The following is a 23,939-nucleotide window of genomic DNA, read 5'->3' on the forward strand; positions in this document are numbered from 1 at the left end:
GTACAAAAGGCGGTTTGGTGCTAATAGCTGATGTTGTCTCAGCTATTAAACTTTGCCTTACATTTGCTTAGTATCTCCTTAACAGGTTGACACCGATATCGGTTTAACACTAAGAAGGTTATTATGGCTAAAGCAAGTAAATACACCTCCAAGACACCAGATGAAAATGGCGTTATCCATTGGAGCGAAGCAGAAAATAAAATATGGTCAGAACTAGTCGCACGCCAACTAAAATGTATTGCAGGCAAAGCTTGCAATGAATACATGGAAGGGCTTGAAAAAATAAACCTGCCTCATGACCGTATTCCGCAGTTAAGTGAGCTTAATGAAGTATTACTAGCGACTACCGGCTGGCAAGTTACACCTGTGCCAGCTTTAATTGACTTTGATGAATTCTTTCGTTTATTAGCAAATAAGCAATTTCCAGTCGCAACCTTTATTCGTAGCCGTGAAGAGTTTGATTACCTGCAAGAACCTGATATTTTTCATGAAATATTTGGTCATTGTGCAATGCTTACTAATCCTGATTTTGCCAAGTTTACGCATAAATATGGCCAGTTAGGTTACGCTGCCGAGAAAAAAGATCGGGTTTACCTTGCCCGTATGTATTGGTTTACGGTTGAGTTTGGCCTAATGCAAACAGATGATGGCCTGCGTATTTATGGTGGCGGTATTTTATCAAGTCCAGGTGAAACACAATACGTGTATTCAGATAAGCCCGAGATAAACCCGATGAATGTATTGGATGTATTACGCACGCCGTACCGAATTGATATTATGCAGCCTTTGTACTACACCATTAATTCTATCCATGATTTATTTGATATTTCACAGCTGGATATTATGGCGTTAGTTGCGCAAGCAAAAGAATTAGGGTTACATGACCCAAAATTTCCTCCTAAAGAAAAATTAGCAAGTTAAGGATTTAAGATGTCATCATTAAGCGCACAAAAATGTGAAGCCTGTCACGTAGACGCTCCACAAGTATCAGATACCGAGTTAGCTGAATTAATTAAAATGATCCCAGATTGGGTGCCTGAAGTACGCGACGGTATTATGCAATTAGAGCGTGTTTATAAATTTAAAAACTTTAAACAAGCCATCGCTTTTACTAATAAAGTAGGTGATATGGCTGAAGATGAAGGCCATCACCCGGGCTTGCTAACAGAGTGGGGCAAAGTAACGGTAACGTGGTGGAGCCATTCAATTAAAGGCTTACACAAAAATGATTTTATTTGCGCTGCCAAAACAGATGAAGTTTTCGCTGCGCTATAAATAAAACACAGCAATTGTTCTGCCCAAAGAACATGAAAGGCGCTTAATTAGCGCCTTTTTTATTGTTTTAAGCTTTGGTTATTACATTTTATATCGCAGCAAAGTTAACCCCTGCGGCGAAGTTTGCTACAATCGCTCGTCTTTACTCAAATTTTATAAGGTAGTCGCGGGTGGTTAACCTAGGTCAATTGTTTGGTGAACTAAAAACGTGTTTAAGAAAAGATCAATTCATCTTTAAAAAACGCCTTCACGGCATAAAAAAAATAACCGATGAAACAAAACAAGCAGCCGTGATTGAAAAAATCACTGCAGATATAGCACGTAGCCAACAATTGCGAGAGGTGCGCTTAGCTCAGTTACCTAAAGTAACTTACCCTGAGCAGCTCCCCGTCAGTCAGAAAAAAGACGACATTAAAGAGGCTATCGCCAATAACCAAGTGGTTATTATCGCGGGTGAAACCGGCTCAGGTAAAACCACGCAAATTCCTAAAATGTGTTTAGAACTTGGCCGTGGCGTTGATGGTTATATCGGTCACACCCAACCAAGACGTTTGGCTGCGCGCAGTGTCGCGGATCGGATTGCTCATGAAATGCAATGTGAACTTGGCCAGCAAGTGGGTTTTAAAATTCGTTTTAGCGATCAAGTATCAAATAACAGCTATATAAAGTTGATGACTGACGGTATTTTACTGGCGGAAATTCAACAAGACCGATTTTTAAACCAGTATGACACCATTATTATTGATGAAGCTCATGAACGTAGTTTAAACATTGATTTTATTTTAGGTTATTTGAAAAACCTATTACCAAAGCGTCCTGATTTAAAAATAATTATTACCTCTGCGACCATTGATCCAGAGCGATTCTCAAAGCATTTTAATGATGCACCGATTATTGAAGTGTCAGGACGAACATTTCCGGTGGATGTGCGTTATCGTCCTTTGGTTGAAATTGATAAAAATGATATGGAGGCTGAAGGCGACCAGCTGCAAGGTATTTTTGATGCCGTTGATGAGCTGTGCCAAGAAGGCCCAGGCGATATTTTAATCTTCTTAAATGGTGAACGGGAAATACGCGATACTGCTGATGCCCTTAGTAAACGTAATTTAAAAGGAGCGGATGTTTTACCTTTGTATTCGCGCCTTTCTAACGCAGAACAAAACCGTATTTTTGCTCCCCATAGTCGTCGTCATATTATTTTATCGACCAACGTTGCTGAAACCTCACTTACTGTGCCGGGTATTCGATACGTTATTGATCCTGGTACCGCGCGCATTAGCCGTTATAGTTATCGTACTAAAGTGCAGCGTTTACCGATTGAGCCAATATCACAAGCCAGTGCCAATCAGCGAAAAGGCCGCTGTGGCCGTGTTGAAGCGGGTATTTGTATTCGTTTATATGCTGAAGATGATTTTAATTCGCGCCCAGAGTTTACTGATCCAGAAATACTACGTACTAATTTAGCCTCAGTTATTTTAAAAATGCTCGGCTTAGGGTTGGGCGATATGGCCGAGTTCCCATTTGTACAAGCACCAGATAGCCGTAATATCAACGATGGCTTAACGTTACTAGAGGAACTTGAAGCGGTAAAACCTAGTCGTCACAATAACAATACACAGCTTACTAAATCGGGTATTGAACTGAGCCGCTTACCGGTTGACCCGCGTTTAGCTAAAATGGTACTAACAGCACAAAAGCTGGGTGCGCTGCGTGAAGTGATTATTATTGTGGCGGCGTTATCGATTCAAGATCCACGCGAGCGCCCGCAAGAAAAACGCGCTGCTGCAAACGAAAAGCATGGCCGTTTTGACGATCCTGATTCAGATTTCATCGCCTTTTTAAATTTATGGAATTACTTAGAAGAGCAGCAAAGTGAGCTAAGTAACAGCCAATTCAGAAAGCTGTGCCAAAAGGATATGCTCGCTTATATGCGTATTCGTGAGTGGCAAGATATCGTTTATCAGCTCAGTACTGTGTGCAATGAAATGGGCATGAAAGCGACCAGCAATGTTGCCGATGGCGATAAAATCCATCAAGCGCTATTGAGTGGCATGCTCAGTCACATTGGTTTTAAAGATGAAAAGCAAGTATATAAAGGCGCTCGCAACAGTCAGTTTCATGTATTCCCAGGCTCTGGATTATTTAAGAAAAGCCCAAAATGGTTGATGTCGGCAGAGCTGGTTGAAACCAGTAAATTATATGCACGTATTAATGCCAAAATTAACATCGATTGGGTTGAACCATTAGCACAACACTTAGTAAAACGCAGTTACAGTGAGCCGCATTGGGAGAAAAAGCCCGGCGCAGTGATCGCTTTCGAACAGCAGGTATTATACGGGCTGATCATAGTGTCAAAGCGTCGCTGTGTGTACAGTAACATTGACCCGAAAGTTAGCCGCCAGTTGTTTATTCGCAGTGCCTTAGTAGAGCAAGATTTAGGTCAAAATGAAGGGTTTTTGCAGTTTAATCGCGAACTGATTGAAGATATTCAAACTCTAGAAAATAAAAGCCGCCGTCGTGATATTTTAGTTGATGAGCAAACCTTATATGAGTTTTACGATAAGAAAATTCCTGCTCAAATAAACAGTCGTGCAGCATTTAATAAATGGTATAAAACGCAAAAGCAGCAGGATAAACATTACTTGCAAATGACACGTGATGACTTAATGCAACACGGTGCTGATAGTGTTACTGAGTTTGATTACCCCGATGTATGGCAACAAGGTAATTTAATGTTGCCGTTGAGCTATCATTTTGATCCAGGCCAAGCGGTCGATGGGGTTGCAGTGCAAATTCCGGTGGCCTTACTAAACCAAGTAGAAGAAGCTGGCTTTGACTGGCATATTCCTGCATTTCGTCATGAGTTGATCACCGGTTTAATTAAATCTTTACCTAAATCACTACGTCGTAATTTTGTGCCTGCGCCAAATTATGCAGATGCGGTTCTTGCAGCAATCGAGCCTATGCAAGGTAACTTCATTGAGGCACTCAGTACGCGTTTATTACGTATGACAGGTGTAAAAGTTGATCCAGAGGCCTGGGATTTAACCACCCTTGCGACTCACTTACGACTGCAGTTTGAAGTTCGTGATGAAAAAGATAATGTACTTGCCCGAGGTATGGATTTAGCGAAACTCAAAGCGCAATTGCAGGGTAAAGTGACGCAAACGCTGTCTAAAGTGGCAGATAAAGGCATTGAAAAAGCTGACCTATTGCAATGGGATTTTGGCAAGTTACCGGTATCCTATGTGAAAAAACAAGGCCAGTATGAAATCAAAGCGTATCCTGCGCTGGTAGATAAAAAATCATCGGCGGCAGTGGAGCTATTTGATAACGAAGTTAAAGCGCAAACCGCCCATCAGCAGGGGTTACGCCGTTTGGTATTACTGAATGTACCTTCGCCGATAAAATATTTGCAACAAAACTTACCCAATAAGGCTAAATTAGGTCTATATTTTAATCCGTTTGGTAAGGTTGCTGATTTAATTGATGACTGTATTGCCGCAGGCGTTGACAGTTTATTGGTGAAATTAGGCGATGTACGCACCGAACAAGCGTTTGAGCAAGTAAAAGAGCACGTGCGCGGTGAGCTCGGCGATGCGGTTGTTGCTATTGCAACCCAAGTTGAGCAAGTGTTGAGTATTGCGCATGCGTTACATAAAAAAATGAAAGGGCGAGTTGATTTAACCATGATCACTGCACATGGAGATATAAAAAGCCAACTGGGATCTTTGGTATTCAAAGGCTTTGTTTCAAATCATGGCGCAGACAAACTTAGTGATTTAATTCGTTACTTAAAAGCAATAGAAAAACGCTTAGAAAAGTTGCCAGTTGATCCAAATCGTGACAGATTATGTGTACTTGAGTTAGAAAAGGTTGCTCAAGAGTATCAAAAACAGCTGAAAAAAGTGCCGCCTGGAATGCCTGCTCCGCAACAATTGCAGGATATTTTTTGGATGCAACAAGAGCTTAGAGTATCCTTGTTTGCGCAAACGTTAGGGACACCGTATCCGATTTCAGCTAAGCGTGTATTGAATGCTCTGAAAGAAATTGATTGAGTTTGGTATTTAGTAAACATCGAATACCTTGGAAGGAAATATTTGTTAGATGAGAAGGAACTGATATTAACCATGCGCTCATCCGCTAATACACACCCGCGTTTACTAGTTGTAGATGACGAGTACTTTAATTTTGAAATGCTCAAAGTCGCTTTATCAGCGGATTTTGAGCTCAGTTATGCTGAATCAGGGAAGAGCTGTTTATCGTCGGCTATTGCAAATCCACCGGATGCGATTTTACTCGATGTATGTATGCCCGGCCTAGATGGTTACGACACGTGTCGAATGTTGAAGAACACCCCTGAAACTCGTAATATTCCTGTTGTTATGGTGTCAGGCTTAGAATCCGTACAGGAACAACAAGCTGGTTTTGATGCCGGTTGCGATGCCTATGTGGTGAAGCCTTTTTCGGTCGTGGGGTTATTAGAAAAAATCAATACGGTTGTTTAGGAGTTATTATGCTAAATGAAGATAAACGTAATTTTAGACGTATGCAATTAAATGCACAGGCAAAATTAACCACACTTGAGCCAGTCGCTGATCAACATTTTGATGCTGTATGTGTCGATTTAAGTGCAACTGGGTTGTCACTGCAGTTGGATGAATTACTTGAACTGGGCACCATTGTGAAGGTGAATATTGATTCGACCAGCCCTGCCATTGCACCACTTGATGCAACAGCAAAAGTCGTTCGTGCCAGCAAAGAAAGTGATGGCACGGTAACCGCTGGGCTAGAAATAATGCAGTTTAATTAACCTGATGAACTCAGGTTAATTAGTTGCAGTCAGTTTAGTAAACTTTACAGATCAGGCCTTTTAGGTAAAAGCCTTCAGGGTAACTGCCTGCGATTGGATGATCAGCAGCTTGGTTTAAACGCTCCATGATCAACAAATCCTTACCAGCATCAAGGGCTGCATCAGCAACCACTTTTTGAAATAAATTTTGCTCCATTAAACCTGAACATGAGAACGTAAGCAACGTACCACCTGGTTTAAGAATTTGCATGGCAATCATATTGATATCTTTATAGCCACGACACGCACCCGTTAGTTGTGCTTTGTTATCAGCAAATTTAGGTGGGTCCATAACGATAGTATCGAATAACACCCCATCTTCACGGTATTGGCGTAGTAATTTAAATACATCTTGTTTTATGAAGTCAACTTTATCTAAATCAAGATTATTGTGCTCGACATTACGTTTTGCGGTATCAAGCGCGGGTTGCGATACGTCAACGTTAGTAACATGCTCGCAGCCGCCACGCAGTGCATACAATGAAAAGGTACCTGTGTAGCTAAAACAGTTAAGTACTCTTTTATCTTTTGAAAAACGCTCTAATGCAGCACGGCTATCACGTTGATCAAGGTAGAAACCGGTTTTATGACCTTCGAGAATGTCTACTTCAATTTTAAAACCATTTTCTTCAATTAATACTGGCTGCTCAGGCTTATTACCCCATAACACGCCCATAGTCGGCTCTAAGCCTTCTTTGGTGCGCACATCGACATCAGAGCGCTCATACACGTTACAGCCTGGGAAAATAGCGATTAAAGCGCCAACTATTTCACCTTTATGGCGCTCAGCACCGGCACTTAATAACTGACACACTAAAAAGTTGTCAAATTTATCAATGGTTACACCTGGTAAAAAATCAGACTCGGCGGCACATAACCGAAATCCCGTTAAGCCACCTTCAGTAATTACTTGCTCGCGTGCCGCAAAGGCACGACGTAAGCGACGTTCAAAAAAAGCTTGGTCGATGATTTCTGTTTCATCAAAGCTCCAAACACGCGCGCGGATCTGTGAGTGCGGACTGTAAGCCGCTGTAGCTAAAAATCTACCATTACTATCGTGAATGGTCACTGTGTCACCTAAACCTGGCTTACCTTTTATTTTTTTGATGGCTTTTGAAAACAACCATGGGTGTTTTCTTTTTAGTGATTTTTCACGACCAGCTTCTAGGTATACGACAGATGACATTAGGCTTCTCATTACGGATAAATTAAGAGCGTATTTTAGTGAAGCAGGCTCGAACATACAATGAATGTTTTGCACAACAGCCTATAACCGCGGTAAAGTAACAGTAATTCAATGCATTAATTTGAAATTACAGGATTTATGGAACAACGTTTGCCCGTTTTAGTATTATCTGAGCCGTTGCAACAGCTAGAAAATCATTGCCGTGCTTTTATTTTGTCGTTAGTGAGTGCTGATGTCGCCCACGATATTACCCATATTGAACGAGTCGTGCGTGTTGCAAAACAGCTCTGCTTTGCTGAAGATGCTTCGATGGACGTGGTGTTACCCGCAGCATGGTTGCATGACTGTGTTGCAGTGGCTAAAAACCACCCGGATCGCGCTAAAGCTTCAACAATGGCCGCAGATAAAGCAATTTCATTTTTAGCGTCAATAGGGTATGACGCGCAATATTTTGATGCCATTCATCATGCTATTGTAGCCCATAGTTTTAGCGCTAACATTGCAATTGAAAGTGTGGAAGCACAAATCGTTCAAGATGCTGATCGTATGGATGCCTTAGGAGCAATTGGTGTCAGCCGCTGTATGAAAGTAGGGGGCTCAATCGGACGCAATTTATATCACCCTGACGATCCATTTTGCGCCCACCGCAGCCCGGATGACAGCTTGTATACATTAGATCACTTCTTCATCAAGCTATTACATATTGCACAGAGTATGAATACACCTTCAGCAAAAGCAGAAGCGGTGCGTCGTACTGAATATATGCAGGTATTTATTGAACAACTTAAGTCGGAGATTGGCTAATGGCAATGCCTACTTTATCTGGTGTCGATCATTGCCATTTAAATGTGACTAACCTTGCGCAAGCCGTCACGTGGTACAAAACAGTCCTTGGATTTAATATTGTGCCAGAGCTTGCTTTTTGGGATGAGGGTACTGGGCCTTTAACACTAGAAGATCCTGCGGCAACTATTCGCTTAGCGTTATTTGAGCGAGAGGGCAGTAGTAAAGGGATTGCATTTGGCGCATCTGGAGAGCAGTTTATCGCTTGGCTTAAGCATTTGGCTGACTTAAATATTAAAACCGTGGTTGCTGATCACAAAGTTACATACTCTGTTTATTTTCAGGATTTAAGTGGTAATAGTCATGAAATCACCTCTCATGACTATGCATATATTTCGGCCAACATCTAGCATATGGTTAGCCTTGGTAGGCAGAGTACACTGCTAAAACAGCATCTAGCTGGCCTTCAAATAGTGCGATAAGCTGAGGATCAAAGTGTTTACCAGCTTGCTCGCGCATATGACTTATGGCTTCATCAACGCTCCAAGCTTGCTTATAGGGACGTTTAGAGGTAAGTGCATCGAATACATCGGCGATTGCCACAATACGTCCTTCAATCGAAATTTCCTCACCTTTAAGACCGTTTGGATAACCTGATCCATCCCATTTTTCATGATGCTCCATCGCAAGTATATAGGCGAGCTGCAATAACGGCGATGACGAGTTTGCTAAAATTTTAGCGCCGATTTTGGCATGCTGTTTCATGTGTTCAAATTCTTCGGCTGTTAATTTCCCTGGTTTAAGCAAGATTGCATCGGGAATGCCGATTTTACCAATGTCATGCATCGGTGCTGCTTGTTTGAGAAGCTCAGCATGTTGTTCAGTCATTCCATAGGCTAGTGCTAAAATTTTACTGTATTTACTCATGCGCACAATATGCTCGCCAGTATCGGTGTCTTTATACTCGGCAGCGCACCCTAAACGATGGACTAAATCAACGTGAGCCAACTTTAGCTGCTCAGCCTGAACTAGGGATAAATGAGTTTTAACACGCGCTCTTACGATTGCAGGACTAATAGGCTTGGTTATGTAATCTACCGCGCCAATTTCAAAACCTTTAAACTCATCACTTTCATCCGCAAGTGCAGTCACAAAAATGACTGGAATATGCTCAGTAGCAGGGTTTTTTTTAAGCAGCTGACATACTTCAAAACCACTCATATTTGGCATCATAATATCGAGTAGAATGAGTTTGGGTGGCTCTTTTTCAACTAACGCGAGCGCGGCATCACCCGATTTAGCAAAAGATAGGCGATATTGATTCCCTAATACTTCGCGCATGACTTTAAGGTTGGCGGGTTCATCATCAACAATAAGAATTCGTGGGCGTTCGGTTATTAAGTCCATCAGTGTGTTTCCAAATTTGCTGCCTGATTGAGCAGCTCTATTAATGCAATAAGAGTACTCTGGGCATTGTCAAAGTCAAACTGGTCGAAATATTCGATTAATGCATCCACATCACTTTGATAAGTAGCGGGGGCATTGTCTGCTAATGTTGCTAACAACTCATCATTGAGCTCTGCATTTTCTGCGTCTTTACGCAGTTGTTCACACAGTATTTTAAATTCGCTGAGCGATAGTACTTGGGTATTTTTTTCGCTGCTTTGCACTGCTATACAGCTGCTGGTTTTTCTAGCTAACAACTCATTGACCGCATTAAACTCTATCTGCAATTGCTGAATTATTTGCGCCTGCTGCTCAGGGGCTTGGCTGTTTTCTAAGGTTGAAAGTAGGGCCATCATAGTCGGTAAACCTAAATTACCAGATAAGCCTTTAAGGGTATGTAATGTGCCATTAATATCTTTTAAGGCATTTAGTCCATCATTAAAGATAATGTCACATGTTGCCTGCTGCTCTTTAAAAAAACGGTGTATTTCGCTCAGCTGTTTACACTTACTGCCCCAAAGTTGCTGTCCTTTTTTAAAATCAATATGCTGTGCTGCGGGATCAATGTGAGCAATTTGCGTTTCTATATTTAAACCAAAGCCAAGCACTTGCGCAATCTCTTGATTCAATTGATTGATATCAACAGGCTTATTGGCGAAGCCATTCATACCCGCTTTTTTAGCCGTTAATTTATCTTGCTGTAAGACACTGGCGGTGAGCGCAATGATCGGAGTCTTTTTTAGCTGTCGTTGTTGCTCAATTTCACGAATTTTTTCGGTCGCGGCAATACCGTCACATTCAGGCATATGGATATCCATTAAAATGACATCAAAATCTTGTTTTTCAAAAATAGCGATCGCTTCTAAGCCGTTGCTTGCAGAGCTAATCGTATGCTGATCTCGCGACAATAATAACTGTAGTAGCTCAACATTTTGTGCTATGTCATCAACGACTAAAATGCGCAGCTTAGGTAATTGCGTATGCAACTTATCAAAGTAATTGACTTGGGTTTCATCACCGACCTCTAAAGGCAATGAAAAATAAAAGCAGCTGCCTTTATCTTCTTCACTGACTACGTTGATTATGCCACCCATCAGCTCAACGAGTTGCTTACTGATAGTAGTACCAAGTCCAGTGCCACCAAAACGACGTGTAGTAGTCCCGTCAGCTTGTTCAAAAGGCTGAAATACCGCTTTAAGACGATCTTTAGCAATACCAATACCGGTATCTTGTACTTCAAAAAATAAGTAATTATTTTGTGTCGTACTGACAGTGACATTCACTGAGCCCTGAGCTGTAAACTTAACTGCATTACCAATTAAATTTGTTAAAACTTGGCGAATTCGGTCTGGATCACCGTAATAAGTAGGGTGAACAGACTCTTTGATGGTAAGTGTTAGTTCTAGATCTTTCTTTTTTGCTTCTAACCAAAATGTAGAAATAATACTATCAAGCACCGCTTGAAGATTAAAATGCACTAATTCAATGGTCAGCTTACCTTTTTCAAGTTTTGCAGAATCCAATATTTCATTTAATAGCCGTAACAGCGAGCGAGCCGCATTATTTACGATAATTAAGTGCTTTTGTTGGTCTTGATCAAGTGGGGTATCCATCAATAAATCACTAAAGCCAATAATCGAATTCATCGGTGTGCGAATTTCGTGACTCATATTCGCCATAAATGACTGTTTGGCTTGAGCTGCATCTTCGGCGGCTATTTTCGCCAACTTTAATTTATCTTCGTATTCACGACGTTCACTAATATCGATAATAACGCCGTCGATCCAAATCGCTTCACCTTGCTTGTTGAACTCAAAGCTACCTTTCTCAAGCACCCAAATTAGCTTGCCACTTCGATGACGTAGTCGGTATTCAATTGAGTATTGCGATTTAGCAGCGATCGCTTGCTCGACCGATTTATTGATGCGTTTGTTATCATCTTTAAAAATCAAATCACTAAACTGAATATGCTGATTAATAAATTCCGATGGCACATAGCCAGTTACTTCATTAATGCTAGGGCTAATAAAAATCATGCTCCAGCTTTTATCCAACTGGCAGCGAAATACCACGCCAGGCATATTATTCATCAGCGAGCGGTATTGTTGTTCTTTCGCTATGAGGTTTTGTTGTAGTTTGCGTTGCTCAGTCAAGTCAGTAATAAAGCCAACAAATATTGACTCTTGTCCTGGCTGGTTTGCTTCACCAATACCTAAGCGAATAGGAAATAGGTGACCTTGTTTATGTTTAGCAAGAACATCACGATTGACGCCAATAACTTTACCTAAATCGATGTGATGTGCCTTTAATAGATATTCATCATGCTCGGCTGCGATGTCATCTGCCATCAGCATTTTTATGTTTTTACCCTTTACATCAGTGCTATGCCAGCCGAAAATATTCTCTGCAGCGTTATTAAAGCTTAAGATAATACCGCGATTGTTAATTGTTACTATGCCATCTATAGCGGTCGATAAAATAGCCTCTAAGCGAGATTCATTCCCTGTTTTTTCTTCAAGTAACATGCGATAGCGTACCATACCGTTAATGATAGCAACTATCGCGGTTAGAATAATGGTGGCGAACACTACGCTAATAGCAACAAATGTAAGCTCTGAGCTGGCGCTGTCATTACCAATTAATGGCGAGGTTGCAACAAACCGTGTTGCCGCCATTCCCATGTAATGCATACCTGCAACAGCAAAACCCAAAATGATTGCGCTGATCAACCGCGTCTGCAAAGAATTTAGTGTTGGGAGGTGCTTTTTAATATTAAAGCGAGCATATAAAGATATAAACGCCAGTACAACGGCAACGATAATTGACAACCCAAACATCAATGGATCGTAGCGTAGCAGCGGGCTCAATTCCATTGCTGCCATACCACTGTAATGCATAGTGCCGATACCTGCGCCGAGTAATACCGAGGGCAGTATTAAACTGAAAATAGTGGCGTTATTTTTTACTAATAATGACACGCCAGTTAGGCAGGCTAAAAATGCTGGAATAAAAGATAAAAAGGTGAGTGTTGGGTCGTAGCTGATATTTGTACACAGTGAAAATGCCAACATACCAATAAAATGCATACTCCAAATACCGCCAGAAAGTACCAAGGAAGCCGTTGAGTTGGCTAATTTTTGATAACTTTTGAAGCGTGTTTCTTTGGCCAGATCGATCATGTAAGTTGCAAAAAATGCAGAGAAAATAGCCGTTAAAACAGACAGAGCGACTAAAAATGGGTCATAAACACCATTAATAAGAAGGCTCGGATCGTGATCGGTAATAAAAAAAGCGGTAAGCATAACGGCTCAATACACTGTTATTTCAGTAATAACTAATATCACCTGAAATATATGTTAAGACAATTAATTAATTTTGCGCAAATGCCTGTTATTTGTTTACATATTTAGCTGCAAAATTTAACAAAATCAAAAACTTTTTAAAATCAATTCGCTAAGTTTCATTGTGCGCAATGATAGCATCATTTATAACCAGTTTTATAGCAGGTATTTAGCTGAACTATTTATTTTCGCAGATAAAGTAATCGGTAATTATCGGGTCATACGTTTGACAAATACGACTACGAATAATGCCAGAGAGAAACTCCCGCAAAACGCTTCAACTGCAGCAACGAATCGGGAGAAACCAACCGGAGTAATATCGCCATATCCTAAGGTTGTAAAAGTAACCACGCTAAAATAGAAGCTATTAAGTAGGGCTAATAAATTATCACTTAATGTTGCCGCCGGATTGAACTGCATAATACGACCAGCATCCATCACCCCAAAAATAAAATAACACAGGGCGCAGCAGATGATCAGTGACAAACTAAAACGGATCACATTTTCAGGCTTTTCACCATACCCGCACAACATATCAATACAGCTCGAGGCTAATCGTTTTTTTGAACCTCGTGGATATTGTGCGTGACGCATCCGCAGTTCTTTGTACGTGAAATTACCCGCCAGTTCAAATAAGCCTTGTTGTTCTGATGCTTTACGTAAATTGCGAAATATTTCTTCTGATTGTTCAAATAAGTCAAGGGCTGCGCTTTTATCTGTATGTTTAAGCGCTGCTTTAGCTTGTTTTTCCTGTAATAGTTCAGCGCCTAGCTCAATGTTATCAATACGGGTGTTGTTTAGTTTTATACCCAATAAATTTGTATCTTGTAGGTTGCAGTAATGCAGGCTTGCTTCGTGCAAGTTGGCTTTCATCAGTGAACTGTGGGCTATTTTATTATTAAACAGATGAGCGTTGGTGAGCGTTGCACGATAAAAATTACTGTAAGATAAATCAAAGCCATCCTCATCATCTTGTTTTATCAAATTAAGCCCATTAAGGTTAGCGCGTTTTAATTGCAATCCCTGTAATAATCCTCCCTTTTTTGCATAGCGCTCTAATTTTTGGGTCAGATCTAAGCCTGACTTATCAAATTTGGCATCATGCCAAAAACAAAAACCTGAACCCATGTCTGTTTCTTGACAATGATGGCCATCGGGAGAGGTATAACGACAACAAGGCTTATCAGGCATGTTTGATATCGCTTTATTTAATTCTACTTAGATATAGATTAGCAGTTATTTTGCAAGGTATTATAGTGACCTGTTAATTAGTTTAATGACTGTCGGTCAATTACAAGAGTTAGGTTTGTTTGAATATACATTAAAACGTAGTCGCCGCCGCAAAACTGTCGCTATCAAAGTCCAGCAACAAAGTGTCACAGTTTATGCGCCTGTTGGGGTTGCTAAAAAGGAACTTGAAAGCTGGCTGCTAAGTAAAACTGACTGGATCAATGCGCAAATTAACAAGCAAAGTCAAATGCTTGATACTCGCCAATACCCATTACAAGATAATCGCGTACTGGTTTTTTCACAACTTGTGATACTGACTTATGGTGTCAGCTCGCGCAGCGCATGGCAGCTAGTAAAAAATCAGCAGGGAGATGTGTTACAGCTAAATCTTTCTGGACGGGTTAAGCATCAGCAGCCAATGTACCAAACCTTGCTCGAAAGTTTTTTACATGAGCAATTAGAAAATTATATTGAAATGCGTGTACATGCTTATTGCCTACAAATGGCAGAGACTTTACCTAGCAGTATTCGCATTCATACTTATAAGCGTCGTTGGGGCAGTTGTAATCGACGACGAGAATTGACCTTTAATTTGTTATTAGCCAGTGCGCCGCAGAGTATTATTGATTATGTGATTGTGCATGAACTAGCTCACTTGAAATATTTAAATCACAGTGCCGCATTTTGGCAGCGCGTCAGTGAGTTTTATCCTGATTATAAGCAAGCAACAAAATGGCTAAAGCAACACGGTGCGAGTTTACAATGGGTAGTCGAATGAGTTAGCGAGAATAAAGTTTTGCTGATAGATAAGAAAAGTGGTGGAGGGAGCTGGATTCGAACCAGCGAAGGCTGAGCCGTCAGATTTACAGTCTGATCCCTTTGGCCGCTCGGGAACCCCTCCACACTAATTTTGTCGCATTTGGCCCCACTTAACTTAGCGGTAAGAAAAGTGGTGGAGGGAGCTGGATTCGAACCAGCGAAGGCTGAGCCGTCAGATTTACAGTCTGATCCCTTTGGCCGCTCGGGAACCCCTCCAATGCAACGGCGCTGATAATAGCAAAGTGAGCATTTAAGTAAAGAAAAAAGCTAAAGAAATATTAAATAAAGCCGATAAATATCTATTACTAACTGCAATCGGCTAAAGTCTATGCAAATCGATGATTTGTTAATCACAGAGAGTCAACTTAACAATCGTCTTGCCAAAAGTGTCTCAGAACACCGTCGTGGCGAGTTTGCATTATTATTGGCAATGCTTTCTCATGACGTGTTAGATTTTAGTCAATTTCATCTCCCTAAAACCCCATTTGATGCACATGCTTCAACACCAACTGAAGCGCAATTACGTGAACAATTAGGGGCAGGGCCTGAGCAAGCATTGGCTCCAGATGAATTTGATATGCTCATTGGCCAACATAATGCACAGCTATTACAACAAGGCAGCATGGCAGATATTCGTTTACGCTCGTGCCTTGCGCCGGAACCATTAGTGATCAGAGATGATAAAAACCATATTCCACTAATGGTGATTGATAATTGCGAACTTGTCGTGCGAAAGCGTCATTTAGATAAAGAAACACAGCTGGATCATCCGCAAATGGATGCGGCTGCATTTTACGATAGCCTTAATAATGCTGAGCTTCATCAACCCTTACACCTTGCCCAAGCGTGATATTAAGCTGTAATAATTATCGGTAAAAATATTTTATTTATTTTAGTGTAAAAAAAGCATCCACAAACTAAATGCAATTGCTATAATGACCCCAAATGGCATTTCCAATTTACTTGGTATTATTGCCATCATCATTAAATCAAGGTAATTAGGAACGTAATGAAGAAAACATTCACGCTGAATCACGAGAAAATCAAATACCCTCGCATGGTAGATGCTGCAAAGCATGAAGTAAAAAAGTATTTGAAAAGAGAGCGTAATAAAACGTTGCCAATTGATGCTGATTACTGGGCATTTGATTGTAAATTTGGTAACACTGCTGAAGATGCCCAAGTGGTGCACGTTGCTGAAATTAGCAACTCAATCAGCGAAATTGAAAAACAAGGCTTAGAGTCGTTTTATGTTGAAATCATTGCTAGAGCTGCACAACGTCAAGTGCAAGACTCTGATGATGAAATTTAAAAGTAATTGATTTAATGAAAGAATGGGCTAAGTAGCCCATTTTTTGTGCTTGCAAAAAAGTAAGTCCAGCACTTTATTTTGCACCTGGTTGGTGCGAAATAGATTTTTTATTTTATTTAAATAATACAACTAATTGATTTATAAGTTTTTGTAAAGTTGGTTCTGTAATTGCTATTACTTTTAATTATGCAGTTAGGAGCAAACACATGGCAAGAATGAGTTATATCATTAGCGTCGAACGTTACCAAGAATACCAAACCGTGATCCACGACTTACTTGACTCAGTGCTAGCAAGCTTAGAAGACGGTGTTAAAAAACAACAAGATAATCGTTACTTAATCGCTCAATACCCATTTTTAGAATTACAATACTGTTTAGATAAAAATGGCGTGCAGCTAGGTAATAATGTCTGCTTTAAACGTCAGTATATGAAAACCTTAAATAATCGTGGCGATTCACAGGATTTGAGTGAAAGGCCGTATTTTCAAGGTATCCAACAGCAGCAACATACTCGTTTTACGCCGCCCTATATTTCGATCGCGACCAATCACTTATGTATTTCAGCAATAAAATCGTTACATGCTTCATATGGCGAAAATCGCTATTTAGTGATTGATGTATGTCTAACGCAATTAATCGAATTTATTATGGGGGATCGTACTCGCGCCACGATGACGCCATTTTTTAAAGCGGGTTATGGCATTATTGTCAGTTGCTTATTTATCTTAGTGTTATTTTTGCTTGGTCGGGTGTTTGGTGATATTTATAGCTTACTGTTTGTCCGCTCTATAGAAAATGATCCGCTCGAACCGTTTACGATCATCATTTTTATCACCCTCGCATTAGCAATATTTGATTTAGGTAAAACGATTCTCGAAGAAGAAATTTTAATGCATAAAGATATCTTTAGGCACAGTTCAACGCGGCGCACTATCACACGGTTTATTTCAACTATTTTAATTGCAGTGTCTATTGAAGCGTTATTAACGATGTTTAAGGCAGCGCTGGGGCAGTCGCAGTATTTATTACCGGCAATTTATATGATGTTGGCGGTTGTAGGGCTATTGATTGCGCTGGCTATTTATGTGTATTTAGGGGCAAAAGCCGAAACCTTATTATTGAGCGCACAACGCAATAAGAAAGGGCATTAATAAAAATGGGGTAGGCGATGAATGCCTACCCCAACTCAACTTAGTTTATTCTGCGCGGTCTTGGGCGCGACGAGTTTTAAAATCTGAATCGGCTTGCCATTTTGGCCAATCACCGTTGTTTGCCAATTGTGATGCGATATCAACAATTAACTCGATGTCTTGTTTTACACCACCTAATGACCACTGAGCAGAGTAATCATCAGCTTCTTTATGGTATTTATGAGCAATATAATCTGGATCTGTATCACCTAAACTCATAAACAGTAAACCAGGTACGCCTTGTTTAGCTAGTGAGAAGTGATCTGAACGGAAGAATAGGCCGTTTTGTGGCACGGGATCCATTTTTACATGACGGCCTTGTTTGCTTGCGGCTTTGCTAAGGTAGTCTTCCATTTGTGATAAACCTTTACCGTATTGCAGTATGTAATCGGTGCCATCTAGCACATTCATACCATCAATATTTAACAGAGCGACCATCTGCTTGGTAGGGATAAGTTCGCCACTGGCAAATTGCTCTGAGCCAATTAACCCTGTTTCTTCGGCGGTAAAGTTTGCAAAAATAATCGAGCGCTTAAACGGTTTTTGTTTATGCATGTTACTTAATATACGAGCGATTTCAATTGTGGCAGCACTGCCTGAGGCATTATCAACTGCACCATTATAAATTTTTGGCCCGCTATCAGTTTGCTTAGTGCCAAAATGATCCCAATGTGCGCTGACCACAATATATTCATCAGGCGCTTCACTGCCCGTTAATTGCGCAACAACATTGTGTGATTTAGCGTGTGACACTTCGTTTTTAAATGCAAGGTTTGCTGTTAAATTAAGCGCAGTAGCTTTAAAGTCGTCGTTAAGTGCTTGTTGCTTTAATTGTTGATAGCTCAAGTTTGCTGATTTAAATAGCTGCTCGGTTGCATCGAGTGTTAGCCAACCCATAACCGGTAGTTCTGATGCGTTTAGGTTGTTATCCATCAAGGTATATTTTGTGCCTGTATTTGAGCTTTCAACTACGCCCCAAGGATATGCAGCTGGCGCTGTTTCGTGCACAATAAATACTGCGGCTGCGCCTTGGCGAGCGGCTTCTTCGTATTTGTAAGTCCAGCGACCGTAGTAGGTCATGGCGTTGCCGGTAAATAGCGCATCGTTTTGCGTAGCAAACCCAGGATCATTTACTAACACAACAACCGTTTTACCCGTTACATCAATATTTTTATAATCATTCCAATTATACTCGGGCGCATTAATGCCATAACCAACAAATACTACCTCTGAATTACGAACATCAATAAGTGGCTGTAATTGTTTCGTTCGCGCCGTAAAATCTTTTCCAGCGGTAAAGCTCAAGTCGCCAATTTTTAATTGCATGTTTTGATCAGCGGTTACCATCGCCATTTTTACCGGCTGTAAAAACTTATTATTATATGCGCCAGTTAATCCAAGCGCTTGGTATTGGTCACTTAAGTAACCCACAGTTTTTACTTCACCGCGCGTTAATGGACCGCGTCCTTCAAATTCGTCTGAGGCAAGGGTTTTAATATGTTGTTTAATATTGCTTAAATTTACACTGGTTGTATTGTCAAGCGTTGCCTGTTCTTGAGTAGGCTCTGAACAGCCAGTTAAGCCCAATAATAAAGTTATACTGAGTGATTTAAAAAGAGGAGACATAATTGCAGGTTTTTAAGGATACATACTGTGACTATATGGGGTGTCGGTTTTGCTGTCTAGTTTTTTGCCATGAAGCGCAGATATTTTTATAAAATACAATTAGTTGATTTTGGATACTATGATTTAGTGATTGAATTAAATTTCGTTGGGTGAAAGGGACTGGCGCAGAAGTTGTGTGAAAAAAAGCTAAAAGCCAGCGAAGAGTGCTGGCCTTTTGCAACAAAATAACACGTTTAAGCGTCAGCTTTCTTTACGCGGATCTTGCTTTTATCAACAGTACTTTGATTCAATGCTTTTATTGCTACAGCAGCTTCTGCATCGTTTGGCATTTCTACAAAGGCAAAGCCTTTCGATTGGCCGGTTTCTTTATCTAGTACTAAATTACAATCGGCTACTTTACCGTGTTCAGTAAAAAGTACGCGGATTTCATGTTCAGTGATAGTGCGTGATAAGTTTCTAACTAATAGTTTCATAAAGAACCATGTTTTAAAAATAACAGGGGTGATTGTCTCAAGGAAAAGCCGTTTGACCTAATGATTAATTACAAACCGCATAAATAGTTTTTGGCTGATAGCCAAAGAATAAAGTAGGTTCCTTTTTTGGGGGGGAATAGTTAAAGCATAAGAATAGTTAGCCGATAACAACTTAGCTATAAAAAAACAAGGACGTAATATGCAAGTTAACTCGCAAGATACATATCCACTATTGCAACCTACTTCAAACAGTTCGGTGGTCGAAATCAACACTCCAGTGAATAGTAAAGAGCAATTAAAAAGTGAAATGGAGCGCCTAGCGAAGGACATCTATCATAAAGGGCAGTTTAAAGAGCCTGATGCAACATACTATAAGCCTGTAAATAAAGATGCCAATATATTAAGACCTATTGAAGAGGTTATGTATGATATTGGCGTTGCTACAGTTCATTTGTATATGCCTGGTGGTGATGTCCCTAAAGCAGTTGAGAAGATGCTTTCACCCTATGATAGCGTTATGGCTGAATTAAGGAGTGAACAGCCTTCTTTAGCAAATAAAAGTTGGGGTATTTCTATCAATGAGTCAGGTGAGCTTACAGTAACGGGTTCTCTTAATGATGATGAAAAGGCAATCATTGCAGAAAAACTAAATAGTAATGAAGAGCTAGTCACTGCCGTTAATGATTTTAAGTCTAATTATTTAAAGTATATTAAGATGGAGCCTAGGGGCTGGGGTACTTATGACGTAAATGAAAGTAATTTTGCAGACGTCTTTGATTTTAGAGAAATGTTAGAAAGCTCAAGGAGTAGCGAAGAGTTTAAAGCAACGTGGGATTATGAAACAAATTGGCTTAAGTTGAACGATAATGTTTCAGCACAATTGAGAAGCAATGCTTCGAAACGAAAATAAACGTTGAAAAATATATGCTAAAAATTTTACAACAACTAAGAAGAAATGCTCTTAAAATTAACTTTAAAGGTTTAGCATGAAAGGTAAGACCATTAATATAACAAAAAAGCCGTTAGTGATTTAATCCATTACTAACGGCTTTTTCAATTCTGTGAAAATTATTACTTCACTTCTTTACCCGCAGCTTGTTGATCAGCATGGTAGCTTGAACGAACAAATGGGCCTGATGCGGCATGAGTAAAGCCAATTTCATCAGCGTACTCTTTAAGCGCGTCAAACTCTGCTGGTGGCACGTAGCGCTTTACAGGTAAGTGATGCTTTGATGGCTGTAGGTATTGGCCAACCGTTAGCATATCGACATTATGCGCGCGTAAATCACGCAGTACTTCTTCGATTTCGCTAATTTCTTCGCCAAGACCAACCATTAGACCTGATTTAGTTTTCACTTCAGGGTGTGCTTCTTTAAAGCGACGCAGTAATTCTAATGACCATTTGTAGTCAGCACCTGGGCGCGCAAGTTTATATAAACGCGGCGCAGTTTCAAGGTTATGATTGAATACATCTGGTGGCGTTTCGATTAGGATCTCAAGTGCTCGGTCCATACGGCCACGAAAATCAGGCACTAAAATTTCGATGGTGATTTTTGGGTTATACTTGCGAATTTCACGAATACAATCAGCAAAATGTTGTGCGCCGCCATCACGTAAATCATCTCGATCCACTGAGGTGATCACTACATAGCTTAACTTCATATCGCGAATAGTAAGAGCCAACTTTTCAGGCTCTGCGGCATCTGGTGTTAACGGACGGCCATGGGCAACATCACAAAATGGGCAACGACGAGTACAAATTGCGCCTAAAATCATAAAAGTTGCTGTACCGTGATTAAAGCATTCTGATAAGTTAGGGCAAGAGGCTTCTTCACACACTGAATGCAGTCCGTGCTTACGCATGGCTTGTTTAATGCCGTCGATCCGCTCAGTTGATTTAGGTAAGCGAATTTTTAGCCACTCTGGCTTGCGTAACATTTCGTTTTTTTCAGTGGGTAATACTTTTACTGGGATCAACGCCATTTTTTCAGCGTCGCGTAGTTTTACCCCTGGTTCCATCTTGACTGGTTTATTCATTCGTTTTCAAACCCTTCAGTATACTTAACCTGTGTCGCATTAAGTTTTTTAATCATATGTTTTACGAGCCCAGCACCTGCTTGCGCAAGGTTTTCTGGGCCGTTCAAGTCGGTTGTTTGCACCATGTTCATACCGGCGTAACCACATGGGTTGATACGTAAAAACGGGCTCATGTCCATATTTACATTCAATGCTAGACCATGAAAAGAGCAGCCACGGCGAACACGAAGTCCTAATGATGCTATTTTGCTATCGTTAACATAAACCCCCGGGGCATCTGCTTTTGCGTAGGCTTTAATACCGTAATCATTGAGTGTATCGATAATGCACTCTTCAAGCCATGTGACCAATTCTCGTACGCCAATTTTCAAGCGACGTAAGTTAAATAATACGTACATCATTTGCTGGCCCGGTCCGTGATAGGTTACTTGACCACCTCGGTCAACCTTGATCACTTCTATATCTCCAGGTGCAAGTAGGTGTTCATCTTTACCTGCTTGGCCTTGCGTAAATACTGGCTCATGTTCAACGAGCCATATTTCATCCGCATCATGCTCAGTTCGAACATCAGTATAGTTTTGCATTTGTTGCCAAATTGGCATGTAACGCTGTTTACCAAGTTGACGGACGATTAAGGTATTTTCGCTCACAGCTTACTCCGCTTAGCGTTTAAAGCATGTGTCGTACGTCATCAATCGCACTGATCACGTTATAAATTTCTTCAATATGAGTGCCGCTGGTCACGGTAACGACTAAGCTAACTGACTCATAATTACCTTTGCTGCTAGGTTTAACTTTTGGAGCGTAGTCGCCAGGGGCAATAGGTTGTAACTTAGTTAGAATTTGGTCAGTTAAGTTGACGTTTGCCAACCCCATTACTCTAAATGTAAAAGGGCAAGGGTATTCTAAATATTCATCAAATTTAGTATTTTTTACCGGTGTAGCCACGACGTTGACTCCTCATACTTATATGTGTGTTTAGTATTTATTACCAAACAATAAACCGATTAGATAACCTGTTCTCGACCTTTATAACAATTGAATTAATCGCTTACATAAGACAATTGGTATTCTGGTTATTTGCGGGTTAGATATGGGGCGCATTCTACCATCTTTAAAGCAAAAAAAAACGCCTTGCTTTGCAAGGCGCTTATATTATTTGGTAGCGTTTTACATTATTTGTAAACGTAGGTAATCATAAATTTTACTAAAGAAGCTACCTTCTTCAACTTCTTCAAGCGTTACCAGAGGATACTGAGCAATTACTTCGCCTTCAAGTTGTAAAGATAAAGTACCTACGGTAGAGCCTTTCGCTAATGGTGCCTCTAAAACTTTATCAAGTTTAAAGTCGGCTTTTAAATTTTTACGTTGGCCGCGTGGAATAGTGATCGGCGTATCAACTAAAATGCCTAACGATACATTTTCTTTGTTACCCATCCAAATACGTTGCTCGGCAAAACTGTCGCCGGCTTTGTAAGGTGTGATTGTTTCAAAAAAACGAAAACCATAGTTAAGTAATTTTTTACTTTCTACTTTACGTGCACGTTCACTCGAAGTACCCATAACCACGGCGATTAAACGCATATCATCTTTAGTCGCTGAACTTACTAAGCTGTAACCTGCTTCCGATGTATGACCGGTTTTTATACCATCAACGTTTAAGCTTTCATCCCATAACAGTGAGTTACGGTTGTATTGCTTAATGCCGTTAAAAGTAAATGATTTTTGTGAGTAAACCGCATACTCGTCAGGTACATCACGAATAAGTGCTGCACCTAAGGTGGCCATATCTCGAGGGGTTGTGAAGTGTTCGTTGGTATCTAAGCCATGGCTATTAATGAAGTGGCTGTTACTCATACCTAATTTCTCAGCATGGGCATTCATTAAGTCTGCAAATGCGCTTTCGCTACCGGCAATATGTTCTGCCATTGCTACGCAAGCATCATTACCTGACTGGATAATAATACCGTGGTTTAAATCGTTAACACTAATTTGCTTACCCACTTCGATGAACATTTTCGAAGATTCAGGAAAGTTTTTAGCCCACGCTTTTTCGCTTACCGTAACCATATCTGTTGGCGCTATATTGCCTGCTTTGATTTCGGTACCAATGACGTAGCTGGTCATCATTTTAGTTAAACTGGCAGGTGCTAGGCGAGTATCAGCTTCACCCTCGGCAATAACTTTACCAGTGGTGAAATCAACAAGAAAATAACCTTTTGCATTAACTTGAGGCGGTGCAGGGATGATTTGGGCGGTCGCAGAAAAAACGGCAGCAGAGCAAACTACGCCACATACACCGCTAATAATTTTGGATTTAATAGATTTCATCATACTCATTAATGGTTAAAGTTAAAGATTCGCGTTTA

22 protein-coding genes and 2 tRNA genes are annotated in these 23,939 nt (G+C 40.5%); 12 read left to right on the forward strand and 12 right to left on the reverse strand.

Going from position 1 to position 23,939, the window contains the following annotated elements:
* Window positions 1–123 precede the first annotated feature (123 nt).
* From phhA to H5232_RS05530, 5 genes are all read left to right on the forward strand, one after another.
* Window positions 124–921, forward strand: a complete 798-nt coding sequence (gene phhA, locus H5232_RS05510; RefSeq protein ID WP_145241432.1) for a phenylalanine 4-monooxygenase — start codon at window positions 124–126, stop codon at window positions 919–921.
* Between the two features lie 9 nt (window positions 922–930).
* Window positions 931–1,275 carry a 4a-hydroxytetrahydrobiopterin dehydratase gene (locus H5232_RS05515; RefSeq protein WP_149980747.1) on the forward strand — a complete coding sequence of 115 codons (345 nt, stop codon included), beginning with the start codon at window positions 931–933 and terminating at the stop codon, window positions 1,273–1,275.
* A gap of 170 nt (window positions 1,276–1,445) precedes the next feature.
* Window positions 1,446–5,333, forward strand: coding sequence for an ATP-dependent RNA helicase HrpA (gene hrpA, locus H5232_RS05520; RefSeq protein ID WP_182718138.1), 3,888 nt, complete (start codon window positions 1,446–1,448; stop codon window positions 5,331–5,333).
* A 72-nt stretch (window positions 5,334–5,405) separates the two neighbouring features.
* The gene (locus H5232_RS05525) at window positions 5,406–5,783 is read left to right on the forward strand and encodes a PleD family two-component system response regulator (RefSeq protein WP_145241521.1); all 378 of its coding nucleotides are present in this window, start codon (window positions 5,406–5,408) and stop codon (window positions 5,781–5,783) included.
* Between the two features lie 8 nt (window positions 5,784–5,791).
* The gene (locus H5232_RS05530; RefSeq protein WP_145241426.1) at window positions 5,792–6,088 is read left to right on the forward strand and encodes a PilZ domain-containing protein; all 297 of its coding nucleotides are present in this window, start codon (window positions 5,792–5,794) and stop codon (window positions 6,086–6,088) included.
* Between the two features lie 34 nt (window positions 6,089–6,122).
* Here the strand turns inward: H5232_RS05530 and H5232_RS05535 are convergent, their stop codons facing one another.
* A complete protein-coding gene (locus H5232_RS05535; protein WP_182830625.1) occupies window positions 6,123–7,313 on the reverse strand; it encodes a class I SAM-dependent methyltransferase in 1,191 nt (396 codons plus the stop codon).
* A gap of 138 nt (window positions 7,314–7,451) precedes the next feature.
* Between H5232_RS05535 and H5232_RS05540 the strand changes: the two genes are divergently transcribed.
* Both H5232_RS05540 and H5232_RS05545 read left to right on the forward strand, forming a co-directional pair.
* Window positions 7,452–8,117, forward strand: coding sequence for an HD domain-containing protein (locus H5232_RS05540; RefSeq protein WP_145241422.1), 666 nt, complete (start codon window positions 7,452–7,454; stop codon window positions 8,115–8,117).
* Window positions 8,117–8,506, forward strand: coding sequence for a VOC family protein (locus H5232_RS05545; RefSeq protein WP_145241420.1), 390 nt, complete (start codon window positions 8,117–8,119; stop codon window positions 8,504–8,506). Before H5232_RS05540 ends, H5232_RS05545 begins: the two co-directional genes overlap by 1 nt.
* A gap of 7 nt (window positions 8,507–8,513) precedes the next feature.
* Here H5232_RS05545 and H5232_RS05550 read toward each other — a convergent pair whose 3' ends face one another.
* The 3 genes from H5232_RS05550 to H5232_RS05560 all read right to left on the reverse strand — a co-directional run bounded on the left by H5232_RS05550 (window position 8,514) and on the right by H5232_RS05560 (window position 14,074).
* Entirely contained in the window at window positions 8,514–9,503 is a 990-nt protein-coding gene (locus tag H5232_RS05550; RefSeq protein ID WP_182830626.1) for a two-component system response regulator, read from the reverse strand.
* Entirely contained in the window at window positions 9,503–12,844 is a 3,342-nt protein-coding gene (locus H5232_RS05555; protein ID WP_182735741.1) for an MHYT domain-containing protein, read from the reverse strand. The genes H5232_RS05550 and H5232_RS05555 overlap by 1 nt, the downstream gene beginning before the upstream one ends.
* 249 nt (window positions 12,845–13,093) lie before the next feature.
* Window positions 13,094–14,074, reverse strand: coding sequence for an ion channel (locus H5232_RS05560; RefSeq protein WP_145241414.1), 981 nt, complete (start codon window positions 14,072–14,074; stop codon window positions 13,094–13,096).
* A gap of 85 nt (window positions 14,075–14,159) precedes the next feature.
* Here H5232_RS05560 and H5232_RS05565 point away from each other — a divergent pair, with 85 nt between their 5' ends.
* Complete coding sequence (locus tag H5232_RS05565; protein ID WP_182830627.1) at window positions 14,160–14,891, forward strand: M48 family metallopeptidase; 732 nt, start codon at window positions 14,160–14,162, stop codon at window positions 14,889–14,891.
* A 38-nt stretch (window positions 14,892–14,929) separates the two neighbouring features.
* Here H5232_RS05565 and H5232_RS05570 read toward each other — a convergent pair.
* Together H5232_RS05570 and H5232_RS05575 are read right to left on the reverse strand one after the other, a co-directional pair.
* Window positions 14,930–15,014 (reverse strand) — tRNA-Tyr (locus tag H5232_RS05570).
* Window positions 15,015–15,063: 49 nt separating this feature from the next.
* Window positions 15,064–15,148 (reverse strand) — tRNA-Tyr (locus H5232_RS05575).
* Between the two features lie 112 nt (window positions 15,149–15,260).
* On the opposite strand from H5232_RS05575, the gene H5232_RS05580 reads away from it, so the two are divergent.
* The 3 genes from H5232_RS05580 to H5232_RS05590 all read left to right on the forward strand — a co-directional run bounded on the left by H5232_RS05580 (window position 15,261) and on the right by H5232_RS05590 (window position 17,395).
* Window positions 15,261–15,782: a VC2046/SO_2500 family protein gene (locus tag H5232_RS05580; protein ID WP_145241410.1), complete on the forward strand. Its 522-nt coding sequence runs from the start codon at window positions 15,261–15,263 to the stop codon at window positions 15,780–15,782.
* Window positions 15,783–15,941: 159 nt separating this feature from the next.
* The gene (locus H5232_RS05585; RefSeq protein ID WP_145241408.1) at window positions 15,942–16,244 is read left to right on the forward strand and encodes a DUF6172 family protein; all 303 of its coding nucleotides are present in this window, start codon (window positions 15,942–15,944) and stop codon (window positions 16,242–16,244) included.
* Between the two features lie 206 nt (window positions 16,245–16,450).
* A complete protein-coding gene (locus H5232_RS05590) occupies window positions 16,451–17,395 on the forward strand; it encodes a general glycosylation pathway protein (protein WP_182830628.1) in 945 nt (314 codons plus the stop codon).
* A gap of 45 nt (window positions 17,396–17,440) precedes the next feature.
* On the opposite strand, the gene H5232_RS05595 is transcribed toward H5232_RS05590, so the two are convergent.
* Window positions 17,441–19,060: a M28 family metallopeptidase gene (locus H5232_RS05595; protein WP_182735576.1), complete on the reverse strand. Its 1,620-nt coding sequence runs from the start codon at window positions 19,058–19,060 to the stop codon at window positions 17,441–17,443.
* A 233-nt stretch (window positions 19,061–19,293) separates the two neighbouring features.
* Entirely contained in the window at window positions 19,294–19,533 is a 240-nt protein-coding gene (locus H5232_RS05600) for an RNA-binding protein (RefSeq protein WP_145241401.1), read from the reverse strand.
* Between the two features lie 199 nt (window positions 19,534–19,732).
* Here H5232_RS05600 and H5232_RS05605 point away from each other — a divergent pair, with 199 nt between their 5' ends.
* On the forward strand, window positions 19,733–20,443 hold the full coding sequence (locus H5232_RS05605) for a hypothetical protein (RefSeq protein ID WP_182830629.1): 711 nt from the start codon (window positions 19,733–19,735) through the stop codon (window positions 20,441–20,443).
* Window positions 20,444–20,604: 161 nt separating this feature from the next.
* Here the strand turns inward: H5232_RS05605 and lipA are convergent, their stop codons facing one another.
* The 4 genes from lipA to H5232_RS05625 all read right to left on the reverse strand — a co-directional run bounded on the left by lipA (window position 20,605) and on the right by H5232_RS05625 (window position 23,901).
* Window positions 20,605–21,570 carry a lipoyl synthase gene (gene lipA / locus H5232_RS05610; protein ID WP_145240533.1) on the reverse strand — a complete coding sequence of 322 codons (966 nt, stop codon included), beginning with the start codon at window positions 21,568–21,570 and terminating at the stop codon, window positions 20,605–20,607.
* The gene (lipB, locus tag H5232_RS05615; protein ID WP_145240535.1) at window positions 21,567–22,220 is read right to left on the reverse strand and encodes a lipoyl(octanoyl) transferase LipB; all 654 of its coding nucleotides are present in this window, start codon (window positions 22,218–22,220) and stop codon (window positions 21,567–21,569) included. The genes lipA and lipB overlap by 4 nt, the downstream gene beginning before the upstream one ends.
* 19 nt (window positions 22,221–22,239) lie before the next feature.
* Window positions 22,240–22,518, reverse strand: coding sequence for a DUF493 family protein YbeD (ybeD, locus tag H5232_RS05620; RefSeq protein ID WP_145240537.1), 279 nt, complete (start codon window positions 22,516–22,518; stop codon window positions 22,240–22,242).
* Window positions 22,519–22,740: 222 nt separating this feature from the next.
* Window positions 22,741–23,901 (reverse strand): serine hydrolase, encoded by a 1,161-nt coding sequence (locus H5232_RS05625; RefSeq protein WP_149980736.1) that lies wholly within the window; start codon window positions 23,899–23,901, stop codon window positions 22,741–22,743.
* Window positions 23,902–23,939: the final 38 nt, after the last annotated feature.

The organism is Pseudoalteromonas sp. SG41-5, assembly GCF_014164495.1.
Classification (GTDB): Bacteria; Pseudomonadota; Gammaproteobacteria; order Enterobacterales; family Alteromonadaceae; genus Pseudoalteromonas; species Pseudoalteromonas rhizosphaerae.

Excerpts from the sequence above, each read along its gene's own strand:
- lipA (WP_145240533.1), bottom strand. The coding sequence starts at position 21,570 with ATGAATAAACCAGTCAAGATGGAACCAGGGGTAAAACTACGCGACGCT.
- H5232_RS05600 (WP_145241401.1), bottom strand. The coding sequence starts at position 19,533 with ATGAAACTATTAGTTAGAAACTTATCACGCACTATCACTGAACATGAA.
- H5232_RS05595 (WP_182735576.1), bottom strand. The coding sequence starts at position 19,060 with ATGTCTCCTCTTTTTAAATCACTCAGTATAACTTTATTATTGGGCTTA.
- H5232_RS05525 (WP_145241521.1), top strand. The coding sequence starts at position 5,406 with ATGCGCTCATCCGCTAATACACACCCGCGTTTACTAGTTGTAGATGAC.
- H5232_RS05515 (WP_149980747.1), top strand. The coding sequence starts at position 931 with ATGTCATCATTAAGCGCACAAAAATGTGAAGCCTGTCACGTAGACGCT.
- H5232_RS05625 (WP_149980736.1), bottom strand. The coding sequence starts at position 23,901 with ATGAAATCTATTAAATCCAAAATTATTAGCGGTGTATGTGGCGTAGTT.
- H5232_RS05590 (WP_182830628.1), top strand. The coding sequence starts at position 16,451 with ATGGCAAGAATGAGTTATATCATTAGCGTCGAACGTTACCAAGAATAC.
- H5232_RS05585 (WP_145241408.1), top strand. The coding sequence starts at position 15,942 with ATGAAGAAAACATTCACGCTGAATCACGAGAAAATCAAATACCCTCGC.
- H5232_RS05550 (WP_182830626.1), bottom strand. The coding sequence starts at position 9,503 with ATGGACTTAATAACCGAACGCCCACGAATTCTTATTGTTGATGATGAA.
- H5232_RS05605 (WP_182830629.1), top strand. The coding sequence starts at position 19,733 with ATGCAAGTTAACTCGCAAGATACATATCCACTATTGCAACCTACTTCA.
- H5232_RS05540 (WP_145241422.1), top strand. The coding sequence starts at position 7,452 with ATGGAACAACGTTTGCCCGTTTTAGTATTATCTGAGCCGTTGCAACAG.
- H5232_RS05535 (WP_182830625.1), bottom strand. The coding sequence starts at position 7,313 with ATGTCATCTGTCGTATACCTAGAAGCTGGTCGTGAAAAATCACTAAAA.
- H5232_RS05555 (WP_182735741.1), bottom strand. The coding sequence starts at position 12,844 with ATGCTTACCGCTTTTTTTATTACCGATCACGATCCGAGCCTTCTTATT.
- phhA (WP_145241432.1), top strand. The coding sequence starts at position 124 with ATGGCTAAAGCAAGTAAATACACCTCCAAGACACCAGATGAAAATGGC.
- H5232_RS05565 (WP_182830627.1), top strand. The coding sequence starts at position 14,160 with ATGACTGTCGGTCAATTACAAGAGTTAGGTTTGTTTGAATATACATTA.
- H5232_RS05545 (WP_145241420.1), top strand. The coding sequence starts at position 8,117 with ATGGCAATGCCTACTTTATCTGGTGTCGATCATTGCCATTTAAATGTG.
- H5232_RS05530 (WP_145241426.1), top strand. The coding sequence starts at position 5,792 with ATGCTAAATGAAGATAAACGTAATTTTAGACGTATGCAATTAAATGCA.
- H5232_RS05580 (WP_145241410.1), top strand. The coding sequence starts at position 15,261 with ATGCAAATCGATGATTTGTTAATCACAGAGAGTCAACTTAACAATCGT.
- H5232_RS05560 (WP_145241414.1), bottom strand. The coding sequence starts at position 14,074 with ATGCCTGATAAGCCTTGTTGTCGTTATACCTCTCCCGATGGCCATCAT.